The 12845-nt window shown below is 48.3% G+C and carries 8 protein-coding genes; 5 read left to right on the top strand and 3 right to left on the bottom strand.

All coding sequences use genetic code 11. The features are described 5' to 3' along the window. Window positions 1-74: 74 nt before the first annotated feature. Window positions 75-1121, bottom strand: coding sequence for an AraC family transcriptional regulator (locus H4O21_RS12120; RefSeq protein WP_182809133.1), 1047 nt, complete (start codon window positions 1119-1121; stop codon window positions 75-77). A gap of 314 nt (window positions 1122-1435) precedes the next feature. Here H4O21_RS12120 and H4O21_RS12115 point away from each other — a divergent pair, with 314 nt between their 5' ends. From H4O21_RS12115 to H4O21_RS12095, 5 genes are all read left to right on the top strand, one after another. Further along, on the top strand, window positions 1436-2590 hold the full coding sequence (locus H4O21_RS12115; RefSeq protein ID WP_368737549.1) for an acyl-CoA dehydrogenase family protein: 1155 nt from the start codon (window positions 1436-1438) through the stop codon (window positions 2588-2590). 50 nt (window positions 2591-2640) lie between these two features. Then, window positions 2641-3858 (top strand): beta-ketothiolase BktB, encoded by a 1218-nt coding sequence (gene bktB / locus H4O21_RS12110; protein WP_182809131.1) that lies wholly within the window; start codon window positions 2641-2643, stop codon window positions 3856-3858. A gap of 12 nt (window positions 3859-3870) precedes the next feature. Further along, window positions 3871-6288 (top strand): 3-hydroxyacyl-CoA dehydrogenase/enoyl-CoA hydratase family protein, encoded by a 2418-nt coding sequence (locus H4O21_RS12105; protein ID WP_182809130.1) that lies wholly within the window; start codon window positions 3871-3873, stop codon window positions 6286-6288. A 287-nt stretch (window positions 6289-6575) separates the two neighbouring features. Continuing rightward, the gene (locus H4O21_RS12100; RefSeq protein WP_255487284.1) at window positions 6576-8195 is read left to right on the top strand and encodes a fatty acyl-CoA synthetase; all 1620 of its coding nucleotides are present in this window, start codon (window positions 6576-6578) and stop codon (window positions 8193-8195) included. A 213-nt stretch (window positions 8196-8408) separates the two neighbouring features. Continuing rightward, entirely contained in the window at window positions 8409-9680 is a 1272-nt protein-coding gene (locus tag H4O21_RS12095) for an ABC transporter substrate-binding protein (RefSeq protein ID WP_370463926.1), read from the top strand. Between the two features lie 147 nt (window positions 9681-9827). Here H4O21_RS12095 and H4O21_RS12090 read toward each other — a convergent pair whose 3' ends face one another. Together H4O21_RS12090 and H4O21_RS12085 are read right to left on the bottom strand one after the other, a co-directional pair. Further along, window positions 9828-10535 carry a P-loop NTPase family protein gene (locus H4O21_RS12090; protein ID WP_182809129.1) on the bottom strand — a complete coding sequence of 236 codons (708 nt, stop codon included), beginning with the start codon at window positions 10533-10535 and terminating at the stop codon, window positions 9828-9830. Between the two features lie 194 nt (window positions 10536-10729). Continuing rightward, window positions 10730-12844 (bottom strand): polysaccharide biosynthesis/export family protein, encoded by a 2115-nt coding sequence (locus H4O21_RS12085; RefSeq protein WP_182809128.1) that lies wholly within the window; start codon window positions 12842-12844, stop codon window positions 10730-10732. Window position 12845 lies beyond the last annotated feature (1 nt).

Here is a 12845-nt window from a genome sequence, read left to right as displayed (position 1 = left end):
CTTTGCCCACAAAGGACCGAGCGGAAATATTCCTGTTTTCCGTATTTCTTAATACCTTCTGAAAAGTAATCTGGTTATTCATTTCGCCAATCTGATGGCGATTGTCCCGTCCAGCGTTTAAAAGCCCGACAGAATGCTGCACTTTCGGAAAATCCGGTACGGGTACTGATTTCTGCAACATTCAGTTGTCCCGCTATCAGCAGTTTTATGGCGTAGTCTTTTCTCAGGCCTTCTTTAATGCTTCTGAGTGTATAGCCTTCATCTTTCAGTTTGCGTCTGAGTGTGCGGGGTGTCAGGTGCAGTTGCTGACTTATCGTTTCCAGATCCGGCATCTGGTCAAAATCAAATTGCTGCAGAATACAACGAATGCGTGTGTGCAGCCTGTCGTCCTGATCCGGTCGGTGCAGGATATAAGCCGGAGATTCTTTCAGAAATCCCGTGAGTTCACTATGGGTTCGGATAATCGGTAACTGCAAAAAGCGGGGGTGTAGTGAAAATCCGCAAACCGTTTGGTTAAAGCAGAGTTCTCCAGTGAACATAACGTGGTATTCACTGACATGCTCCGGTTCAGGGTAATTAAAATGAGTGTTGGCAAAGGGGATTTGCTGACCCGTTAGCCAGCATGCGAATCTCTGCCACATCAATAACAGAAACTCTTGCAGCAGGTGATCCTGATCCTGGCTCTGATCGTTAAGTTGTAACCGATAGAACAGTTGTGAGGAGGCGGGATATAGCTTGTTGGTCTGATCAAAGTCCACCGGACCGATATCCATGCCTTCATACACTGCATTATAAAACCGTGCACTCTGCTTCAGCATGCCGCCCAGGGTGTCTGCTTGTTGTGCCATTTCAGCCATCAGGGCAAATACACCATTTTTACAACGACGATGGGCCAGTCCCATAAATTCATCTCTGGTTTTTCGCCATACTGCTTTAATGAGCTGACTCAGTTGTTGTTCGGTAATGCAGTGTTCAGGCTTGTTCAGCCATTTCCGGGGAATACCTGCGGCATCCAGCAGTTCATCAGCCGAGTAACCCTGTTTTAAGGCGCCGCCGATGCTGGCGTGGATATAGTGATTGGCGATATGGGCTTTTGCGCTACAACCTGAGCCAGTGCTCATTGTTTTTCCTTACTTTTCCGAAGCGATATATTTGTTTTTATGCATTCAGTATTCCAGAGCATGCCCTGATCCGATTGCCTGTTCTCTGCACTGACAGGCAGAGTCTGGCCATGACATTTTCTGCACAGTGACCTTATTACAGCCCCACTCCTTATGTCCAGTCCGGGCAGTAAATGGCCCTTTTGATCAACTATTTAGACCCGAATCATCATTTATAGCCGATTAAATTCGCTTTTTAATGACCTTAATAGTCAATAGCGACATCTGACAAAAGCAATAAAAAGACGAATAACAACGAGATGAGGCGATTTGTCGTGAGTGAAACCAATACCCATGCCGATGAAGATTTTCAGCTGTTTAAGACCATGATCCATCGTATTCTGGATCAGGAGGTAGCGCCTTATTTTGAGCAGTGGGAGCAGGATGGCCAGGTACCTAAAGCTCTGTGGCGTACACTGGGCGAGGCAGGTTTACTGGGCGTGGATATGCCAGAGGAGTATGGCGGTGCCGGTGCCCGGTTTGAGATCTGCCAGTTGGTGATAGAAGAGATTTCAGCCCGTGGCTTTGGTGGTGTGTGTGGCGGTTATAACATTCATGCCAATATTGTTATGCCTTATCTGTTGCATATCGCAAGTACTCAGCAGAAAGAGTACTGGTTGCCAAAAATGATTGATGGTTCGGTGCTGGGTGCTATCGCCATGACAGAACCCGGAGCGGGCAGTGACCTGGCGGCAATGAGAACCACTGCAGAGCGCACCGATCAGGGCTGGAAAATTAACGGTTCTAAGATTTTTATCACCAACGGCATGCTGGCAGATATGGTGATTGTGTGTGCTAAAACCGATACCTCAGCCGGGGCGAAAGGTATTTCATTGTTTCTGGTTGATGCCAGTTTGCCGGGCTTCAGCCGGGGTAAAGGGATTAAAAAAATCGGCCAGCATTCCAGTGATACCGCTGAACTCTTCTTTGATGACCTGATTGTGCCCCATGATGCTTTGCTGGGCGAAGAAAACCGGGGGTTCGTTTATCTGATGCAGGAATTGCCCAGAGAGCGTTTAGGGGTGGCTTCGCAGGCGCTGGGCGCAATGGAAGGAGCATTACAGCTGACGCTTGATTATGTTCAGGAACGTAAAGCCTTTAAGCAGCGTATCGCTGATTTCCAGAATACCCGCTTTAAGTTAGCCGAAGTTAAGGCTCAGATGGAAACTGGCCGGGCTTATTTTAACCAATGTATGCAGAAATATGCTGTTGGCGAAATGACCACCACAGATGCCGCCATTCTCAAGCTGATGCTAAGCGAAATGCAGTGCCGAACCATTGATGAGTGTCTGCAGTTGTTTGGTGGCTATGGTTATACCACAGAATATCCAATCTCTCGTTTTTATGTCGATGCCCGTATCCAGACCATTTACGCCGGGACATCTGAAATTATGAAAGAAGTGATCGCCCGTTCCTTACTGGGTAAATAAATCATCTCTGCTGAAAAACAATCAGTACAACAATAAAAAAGGGGATTGCTATGACAGCAACAGGTTCAGGCAAACAGTCGGTTGATCTGACCGATGTGGTTATTCTGGATGGTGCACGAACAGCCATTGGTGGTTTTGGCGGTAGTTTATCCGGTTTCACTCCGGCAGAGTTGGGCACTGTGGTGGCGAAAGAAGCCATTAAACGTTCTGGTGTCGTTGCAGAACAGATCGATCATGCGGTGTTCGGCCATATTATTACCACTTGTCCGCAGGATGTTTATCTTTCCCGGCATATTGCGCTTAACGCCGGTCTGCCAGAAAGCTCTGCTGCTATGAATATTAATCGTCTGTGTGGTTCGTCGGTACAGTCACTAATTTCTGCCGCTCAGATGATTGCCGCAGGGGATAGTCAGATTGCTCTGGCCGGAGGAGCCGAAAGCATGAGTCGTGGAGCTTATCTGTTGCCCAATATGCGCTTTGGCCAGCGTATGGGTGATGGCGAAGTGCTGGATATGACGCTGGATATTCTGAGTGATCCGTTTGATAGCGGTCATATGGGTATAACGGCAGAAAATATTGCTGCTCAATATGGTTATACCCGTGAGCAACTGGATGAGTTTGCGGGTAGCAGCCATCAGAAGGCGGCTCGGGCAATTAAAGAGGGTATGTTTACCGATCAGATCGTACCTGTGACGGTACGTAAAGGAAAAAAAGAGTCGGTATTTGATACCGATGAGCATGTGCGTGCAGAGGTGACTGCAGAGAGTTTGTCCGGATTGAAACCCGCTTTTAAAAGGGATGGGCTGGTCACCGCCGGTAATGCCTCCGGTATTAATGATGGTGCGGCTGCTATGGTGCTGACCACTCGTCAGTATGCAGAACAAGCTGGGCTTAAGCCAAAAGTGCGTTTTGTCAGTTATGCCTTTGCCGGGGTTAAACCAGATGTAATGGGACTGGGACCCATTCCTGCGGTGACTGATGCATTGGCTCAGGCGGGCCTGACAGCCGATCAGCTGGATGTGATTGAATCCAATGAGGCGTTTGCCGCTCAGGCAATGGCTGTAACCGAGTCATTGCAGTTGAACCCGGATAAGGTGAATCCGAATGGTGGGGCGGTGGCTCTGGGCCATCCCGTTGGAGCAACAGGTTCCATTATTACCCTCAAGGCCATTTACGAACTGGAACGTATTCAGGGCCGTTATGCGCTGGTCACTATGTGTATTGGTGGTGGTCAGGGTATTGCTCTGATTCTGGAACGCTGCAGTTAACGGGAGCTTTATATGACTATTGCGATTAACCGTGTGGCCGTGATCGGTGCCGGAGTGATGGGTGCGGGTATTGCAGCTCAGGCTGCTAATGGCGGAGCTAAAGTTCTGTTGCTGGACCGTGTGCCGGATAATCTGGCTGCAACAGCCAGTTATGAGCAGCGCAATGCTATCGCTAACGGTGCTATTGAACGTTTTATCCGACAGGGCTGCACTGGTGGCTTAATGCATCCCTCAGTAGCCGATCAGATCGAAACCGGTAACACTGAGGATGATTTTCATCGCCTGGCCGGTTATGACTGGATTATTGAGGTTATTGTTGAGGATCTGGCCGTTAAACAGGCCCTGTATAAGCGAATAGAAACGGTACGCGCACCTCATGCCATCGTATCATCTAATACCTCGACTATTCCTCTGGCAAAGCTGACCGAAGGTATGCCAGAGAGTTTTTGTCAGCACTTTGTGGTCAGCCATTACTTTAATCCGCCTCGCTATATGCCTCTGCTGGAACTGGTGACCGGGGAACACACGAAAGACGAAGTTGCTCTGGCAGTAGAGCGTTTTAACGATTATCAGATGGGGAAATCCGTTATTCGCTGTGCGGATCGTCCTGGATTTATCGCGAACCGGTTGGGTGTGTTCTGGATGCAACTGGCGCTGCAGGAAGCGATTCGTTTTGATCTGACGGTAGAGGACGCTGATGCCATTATGCAGGCCTGTGGTTTCCCGAAAACCGGAATCTTTGGCTTATGGGATCTGTGTGGTATTGATCTGATGCCAGAAGTGTCGGCCAGTCTGGCCAGGTTGTTGCCCGACAGTGATGATTTTTCCGGCCTGGAAAAAGGTGATCCTGTTATTAGTCAGATGCTGGCAAAGGGTTACTCCGGCCGTAAAGGCAAGGTGCTGCAGGGTTTTTATCGTCAGTTTAAGGATGATAGCGGCCAGAAGGTTCGTCAGGTACTGGATCTGCATTCGGTTGAATACCGTGAACTCCAGCCGACGGCTCTGCTGGGCAGTCAGATCAGAACAGGAGACTTCTATCGTCTGTTGAATATTGCAGGTGAGCCGGATCAACAGGATAAAGGCACGGCTTACGCCCGCAGTGTACTTAGTCGAATGCTGAGCTATGCTTCTCAACTGGTGCCAGACGTCACGGCTGATCCGTCATCGGTCGATCTGGCTATGAAGCTGGGCTATAACTGGCGCTTTGGTCCTTTTGAGATGATTCAGAAAATTGGCGCAGAAACTCTGAATCTCTGGTTGCAACAGAGCCAGCGTGGGCCTCTCAGTCAGATTGCTGATACGGATAGCCAGATCCATTCAGGGATTGCTCAGACCGATATAACGTATTCAGTGAATGACGGGCCTTCTGGCGATGATCAATTAGCGGATATCAGCCGCAGGCCTTTCACTCTGGCACAACTCCCTGATGATGCCGTTATTATGCAATCTGATCGCTCCAGACTCTGGCAACTGGATTCACAAGAGTTCATTCACGCCGAAGGCGACACTTCAACGCCGACATTACTTTGTTTACAGCTGACAGACAGAATTAATCCTTTAAGCGAGGGTTTGCTGGATGATATCGAGCAGGCGCTGAATCATGCGCTTGAGCAGCAACAACCGCTGGTTATATTCAGCCAGGGGCCGGTATTTATCGCCGGAGCGGATCTGAAAGCATTCCTGAAACTGACTGAACAGGCTGATGGCATTGATCGGTATATCCGTCGGGGGCAAGCGCTGTTTTACCGAATTGAAACGGCTTCTATCCCGGTTGTTGCAGCTATGTCTGGCAAAGCTCTGGGCGGTGGGCTTGAACTGGCGTTGCATTGTCATGGCATCCAGGCTGTAGCCGAGAGTCACCTGGGTCTGGTCGAAAATCTGGTTGGTATCGTGCCGGGCTGGGGAGGCTGCAAACATCTACTGGCCAGAACTTGTGCAGTATCAGGGCCAGATCAGGCGATTAAAGCAACCTTTTCATTGATTCGGGATGCCAGGGTAACGGCTTCAGCCCATGAAGCGAAAGCCCTCGGCATTCTCAGAGCGGGTGATGGCATCACCATGAATCCGGATCGGTTGCTGGAAGATGCTTTGCAGCGGGCGATCAGGCTGAATCAACAGATGCTTGCAGATCCGCAAGACGCTGAAAGAGGTCAGGATGAATCCGGATCTGCTCAGACTCTTTCTGCCTCCTCTGAACAGGCTTTACCTCTGACTCCTGTTACCGAAGATCAGCTGACAATGGCTGAAGAGGGCTATCAACAGGTTCTGGAGCAATCGTTGTTAAAACTGCTGAATTCGGCAGCGGATGAAAACGGGTATCAGAATTTTTACGATGCAGAGAGGCTATGCAATCTGGCGTTAATTCAGCATCCCGGTGCTTTAGAACGTATGCGTTATTTTCTGGATAAAGGCCGACCGTTACAGAATTGATTGATGTTGCTGAAACTGTCAGACAGTTGATCAGACAATACTGTGTGCAAGTGATCTGACAAAGGCTGAAGGATAAAAATGGCCGTTAGGATCAGTAAAGATGACCTTTTCGGACATTGTTACTGAATCTCTGACGTTATTTACTGAGGATGACTCTGATGTAAGGAGCCACTCCAGCGCCTTTGGCTTTAAAGCAATAACTATACGAATTTGCTTTATTAAAGTCTGCTCATTATCGGGCAATACAGAAACAAAAATAACAACAACAAAGTTTTTAAGAGGTGTGTATGACAACCATCAAGGGAAGTTTAACCGAAGAAAACCGTAAAATGATTGCAAGAGCAACCCGGAATACGATCGGTGATGCTTTTGGGCGGGCTGCCGTGAAATATAATAATAAAACCGCACTGCAATATGGCAATCGTAGCTGGACTTTCCGTCAGCTGGATCTGGCGGTAAATAAAGTGGCCAATCATCTGGTCGCACTGGGACTGGAAAAAGGTGACAGAGTCGCGGCTTATGGCAAAAACTCTGATGCTTATCTGATTTTATGGCTGGCCTGCTGTCGCGCAGGACTGATTCATGTGCCGGTTAATTTTGCTCTGGTTAAAGGCGAGCTGGTTTATATTCTGAATCAATCCGGCGCTAAAGCTCTGTTTGCTGATCTGACGCTGAAAAATCATGTGGATGAGGTGTATCAGGAAACAGGCATCGACATTCATGGCAGCCTGCATTCTGGCGATAGCGAACAGCTTATTGCGGACACGGGCAGTAACAAACAACTGGATATTCTGACGCTGGCTATGGGGGAGGGAGATAGCTCCGAGCCAGACCTGGAATTGTCTGATACCGATGTGGTTCAGATTCTTTATACTTCAGGCACCACGTCTGATCCTAAAGGTGCGATGCATACGCACCGGTCTTTTATTAACGAGTATGCCAGCTGCATTAACTGTCTGGATATTGATACATCAGACCGGAGCCTGGCCGCTTTGCCGCTTTATCACTCTGCGCAGATGCATGCCTTTACCATGCCAGCACTATTAAATGGCGGCTTTACTTATCTGATTGATACTCCGTTGCCCAATAGCATTCTGCATCTGCTGAAAGAGCATAAACTGAATGCTTTCTTTGCTCCGCCTACTGTCTGGATCGCTTTATTGCGTCATGATGATTTTGTCGATGCTGAACTACAGCATCTGGAAAAAATCTATTACGGTGCCTCCATTATGCCTGAACCGATTGTCCATGAACTGGGTGTGCGTCTGCCGGAGTCAGGACTGTACAACTGTTACGGGCAAAGTGAGATTGCACCTCTGGCAACGGTGCTACGCCCGGAAGAACATGCGGATCGCCCGAGTTCAGCGGGTAAAGCCGTGCCTACCGTGCATACTCGTATTGTTGATCCGGTAACAGGTGATGAATGCCAGCCAGGGGAGCATGGTGAACTGGTTCATCAGTCTCCTCATTTACTGGTGGGCTACTGGGACAAACCGACAGAAACTGAAGACGCTTTTGCGGGTGGCTGGTTCCACTCCGGAGATCTGGGTTATCAGGATGAAGAAGGCTTTATTTATATCGTTGATCGGATTAAAGATGTGGTTAACACCGGTGGTGTACTGGTTGCCAGTCGTGATGTTGAAGAAGCTCTGTATACTCATCCGGCGATTGCCGAAGTCGCGGTTATTGGTTTGCCAGATGATAAGTGGATCGAAGCCATCACTGCAGTTGTTGTACTGAAGCCGGATCAGTCGCCCGATGAAGAGGCGCTGATTCATCATGCGAAAGAAAATCTGGCAGCGTTCAAAGTGCCTAAACATATTCGCTTTGTTGATCAGTTGCCTAAAAATACAGCAGGTAAACTGCTAAAACGAAATCTCAGAGAAACGTTTGCCCAGAGTGCGTAATACTTTCGGAAGCAAATAACTTTTCGGGATAAACGGCTATAGCCAGGTCGAAGTGCTTTGTGCAGGAATAATCGATCAGTTTTAGTCGGATATTTGTAATAGAAAAGGCCAGAAACCAGGCTGTAAAAGGTATCCATATTAAGAAGATACCTGCAGTCATCTTACAAGGCACTTTGCAGTGTCGAAAACAACAACAAAAAGGTAAGAAACTCTATGAGCCACAAAACAAACACTTCACTTGCTGGTGTAAAACGTACCGCTTCATTTGCGAAAAAAGCACTGGCAGGTGCGGTCATGGCAGGTCTGGCTTATGCCGGAACCGGGTCTGCACTGGCAGCAGGTATCTCAGATGATGAGATCCGTATTGGCTATATTGCTGATATGTCAGGAACTTATAGCCCGCTGGCTGGCCCTAATGGATTAGAGGCTGCCCGTATGGCGATTGAGGATATGGGTGGAAGTATTAACGGTAAGAAAATTACCATTATTGCTGCCGACGACCAGAACAAACCCGATATTGGTGCGAACAAAGTCCGTCAGTGGATCGATACAGATAACATCGATCTGGTTGCTGGTATGGTATCGTCCGCTGTAACGATTGCGGTTAATAAAGTTGTTGAGTCCAAAAACAAGTTGTCTATTGTGTCCGGTTCAGCATCCTCATCCATTACCAACCAGTATTGCACACCGAATACCGTTCACTACGTTTATGATACCTATGCACTGGCGCACGGAACCGGAGAGGCTGTAGTAAAAGAGGGAGGGGATTCCTGGTTCTTCCTGACCGCAGATTACGCCTTTGGCCATGCAATGGAAGGGGATGTATCCTCGGTTGTGAAAAAGAGTGGCGGTAAGGTTGTCGGGACGGTTCGTCACCCGTTAGCCACTAATGATTTCTCATCCTTTATCCTGCAGGCTCAGGCATCCGGAGCCAAAATTATCGGACTGGCTAACGCTGGTGGTGATACGGTGAATGCTCTTAAAACGGCTAAAGAGTTCGGTGTCGTGGCTTCTGGTCAGAAGCTGGCGGGTCTTTTGGTATTTCTTCACGACGTAAAGAGTCTGGGGCTGGAAACCACACAAGGTTTGCAGTTAACCACCGGCTTTTACTGGGACAGAACACCGGAAACCCGCAGCTGGTCTGAGAAGTTTAAAGCCAGAACCGGCGTTATGCCGTCTATGGTTCATGCAGGCATCTACTCATCAACTATGCATTATCTGAATGCAGTAAAAGCAACCGGTACCGATGAATCGCAGACAGTACTGGCCCATATGAAGAAGACTCCGATTAATGACTTCTTTGCGACTAATGGGCAGATTCGTGATGATGGCCGTATGATTCATGATATGTATCTGGCCGAAGTGAAAAAACCATCTGAGTCTGGTAATGACTGGGATCTGTTCAGGATTCTGCGCACGATTCCTGCTGATAAAGCCTTCCGACCCCTATCTGAGTCAAAATGTAAACTGGTAGCAGGACGTTAAGGTTTAACAAAGCAGTAATCAAAAATGGTTTTTTACTTGCTCTGAAGTCCACCTTGTTATCAGTTATTGATAAAGCCCTGTTCTCGATTGAACCGGGCTTTTTTTAGTTCTGGTCGTCGCTCGGATTGTAGACAAAATGTATAAAAGTCAGACTTTAAGGTTCAGGAATGATGAGTTATCAATGATCGAACGGAGTTTTCTGGCAACAGGGGGGAGCCATTTCAGACGTTTGGTTTCTCTGATCAGCTCTGCAGCCAGCGTTGGATGATGCTGGTCATTCATAATACATCCCACCAGGTTAGCTTTAACCTCCTGAAGTTCAGTGCAACATTCTTCCAGCTGGTTCTGGGTTGTTTTACCACTGGCGATCATCAATAGCGTTGCATCAGTCTCACCGCACACCGTATCAGAAGGGATATTGCGATAATTCTTAGCATTCAGCGGCGAAGTATCCAGAATCACCCGATCATAGTCTTCCAGCCAATGGCCCAGTGTGGTGTGCATGGCAGATTGATTGCGAAAAGACAAAGAGGCTGTTTTCCCGGTAGGGGCCGTCAGAAAATGAGTGCCTGTTGCTGAGGGTGCAGTAATACACTGTGAGCTGCTGTGATCTGCTTGCCACGCTTTCCTGGGTAAGCCAAGATAGGCATCCAGTGCAGGGTGCTGAAGGTTAAGATCAACCAGCAACACCTTATAACCATCTGCCTGATAGCGTTTTGACAATGCATAAGCCATCAGTGAAGTACCGCTCTGGCCATGACAGGCTGTTACCGATATAGTCCGATAGTGCTTTTTTTCCAGCTGCTGATAAATATGCTCCACTTCAACATAGTGGACGGGTAATGCTGTTCTCATGGCAGCCTCCGCTACTTAACACGTTGGAGTTAAGTACCTGAACTAAAGCAGCCTCGTAAAGCTCTGGCTTGCTCCACCGCCAATGTTTGAAGGGGAGCAATGAACTCTTATTCAGGTATGTATTAATCCTGTACTTGTTTTAAGCGAATATCATGCCATGAATTAATATGTGGTTTACTGGTTCCCTTCAGCCATCAGAGCAACAAAGCTAGCAAAGCCGCCAGACTTGCGACTTGTTGTAGTGTCGTAAGGGTCTGCGAGAACAGTCCCTGACCTTTAGGTGGAATATAGACACTGTCTCCGGGTCTGACGATAGGCAATGTGTACCTTTCCGGGGATTCCAGATATTCCTGCAGATCAAAACGAACGGTCGTTGAGCCACAACATCCCTTATGAACGATATAAATATCTTCCAGATCTGCCACATCTTTCGGACCGCCAGCACGGGCTAACAGATCTATGAGGTTCATCTCTTCTGTCATGCGATGATGGCCCGGATTATTCAGTGCTCCCATAATGCGAACCGTTTTTGCAGATTGGTTCTTATAATTCAACGCCTGCTGATCCGGGAAAAAGATAGTATCGCCCGGTTCCAGTTCCGGAATCAGTGACTGATCACCCGTTTCAAAATAAAGTGCCAGGTCAATAATGACCACTCTGACCGTTGGGCTATTGCGTTTGATCACACGAACAGCCCTTAAATCAGCCAGTGCAGTTGGGCCATTCGCTGCGGCAAGCACATCAAAGAAGGTTTCTTTTCCGGTAAAGCGATAACGTCCGGGAACGCCAATTTCACCCATCAGAAAAACAGATTCTTCCGTATTCTGTCGTGTCCATACGGCTTTATTACCTGAAGGCAGCTCTGGTGTTCTGGGAATCACAACAGTGTCCGCACCTTTCAGCTGAGGCAGAGGAACCGGGTTAGTGCCGTGCAGATAGCCATACAGGTCATAATAAAGAGGGGGCTGGCCTTTGCGTTTGATATTCAGTTTACTCAGATCGGCATCTTTAGAAGGGCCACTGCTTTCGGCCAGCAGATCCAGCAGAGTCATTTCATCTGACCATTCAAAGCGTCCCGGATTAGTGACTGCGCCGACGATATGGATCGCTTTTTCTGGAGCAATTTTCAGCCAGGAGGTCTGATTAATATCATTCTTTTCCGGGACAAAAATAGCATCGCCAGGGAAGATTAACGGGATCTCCTGAGTCCCTAAGCCTTCGGTATACGCCAGCAAATCGAAGTTTTCTATCTCTCCGTTCCTGCGAATAACCCGTATTTCGCGGGTTCTGGCATAACGGTTAGGACCACCGGCATTAGCCAGTACATCAAAGAAGGTGACGTTTTCTTTGCTTTCGTAGGCACCAGGGCGAAAGACTTCCCCCATGACGTACACGGTACGGTTACCGCTTTTAACTTCTTCTTCCTGAATAGGTACAAATATAGTGGTGCCAGGTGCGACCTGAGGCAGTGACTGTTTACTGCCACTGTCCAGATAACCTTTCAGGTCAAACAGGATAGGGTCGCCATCGGTCAACAGGCGAATCTGCTCTACACTGGCAAATCGGGTTACGCCACCGGCCCGCATCAGCAAGTCAACGATATTCTGATCGCCATCAAAGGTGAAAATACCGGGATTATGCACTTCACCAAAAATTCGAACAGATTGCTTTTTCTCCGCCGCATCACCGCCGGATAGCAGGCTCTGAGCATCAAACTCAACTTCTACATTACCGGTTAATGGTGAAGAGGGTACAAAGATTACATCCAGAGGTTTAAGCTCCGGCATCAGGTCTGTATTACCGGAGTCCAGGTACTGTTTGTAATCCAGAGTCAGGCTTTCATTACCCCGTTTGATCTGTACCTTATCCAGTTGAGCGCCGGGCTTTAAGCCACCGGCCGCTGTCAGAGCCATTTGTAAATTGCCATTTCCCGGAATATCCACTTCACCGGGAGATCTGACATAGCCCAGAACAGTCAGCAACAGACGACGGGATTGAAGAGTAACGGTAATACGCTCGGTCTGACGATAGGTCAGAGACAACTGGCTGCGTACCAGTGCCAGCGTGTCTGCCAGTGTTAAGCCTGTGACATTAATTTGTCCTGCTTCTGGCACAATAATAAAACCTTCCCGATTCACCGTGAATGGCTGTTCAAAGCCTTCTTCACCAGGAAAACTGATCTTCAGGGTATCACCCGGATTGATCAGTTCATCTTCATTGGCGCTGACGGATAAAGAGATGCTAAGCAACAGGCTAAACAGTAAAACCAGCCAGCTGTTGACTGAAAAAGTGCGGGGGAGGTGTGCCATA

The organism is Oceanospirillum sediminis (assembly GCF_014164585.1).
Taxonomy (GTDB): Bacteria; Pseudomonadota; Gammaproteobacteria; order Pseudomonadales; family Halomonadaceae; genus Oceanospirillum; species Oceanospirillum sediminis.
Note: the sequence above shows the minus strand (reverse complement) of the source record. Positions and strands in the feature narration are given on the sequence as shown.

Coding starts and splice junctions, on each gene's coding strand:
- bktB (WP_182809131.1), top strand. CDS start 2,641: ATGACAGCAACAGGTTCAGGCAAACAGTCGGTTGATCTGACCGATGTG.
- H4O21_RS12090 (WP_182809129.1), bottom strand. CDS start 10,535: ATGAGAACAGCATTACCCGTCCACTATGTTGAAGTGGAGCATATTTAT.
- H4O21_RS12085 (WP_182809128.1), bottom strand. CDS start 12,844: ATGGCACACCTCCCCCGCACTTTTTCAGTCAACAGCTGGCTGGTTTTA.
- H4O21_RS12100 (WP_255487284.1), top strand. CDS start 6,576: ATGACAACCATCAAGGGAAGTTTAACCGAAGAAAACCGTAAAATGATT.
- H4O21_RS12095 (WP_370463926.1), top strand. CDS start 8,409: ATGAGCCACAAAACAAACACTTCACTTGCTGGTGTAAAACGTACCGCT.
- H4O21_RS12120 (WP_182809133.1), bottom strand. CDS start 1,121: ATGAGCACTGGCTCAGGTTGTAGCGCAAAAGCCCATATCGCCAATCAC.
- H4O21_RS12105 (WP_182809130.1), top strand. CDS start 3,871: ATGACTATTGCGATTAACCGTGTGGCCGTGATCGGTGCCGGAGTGATG.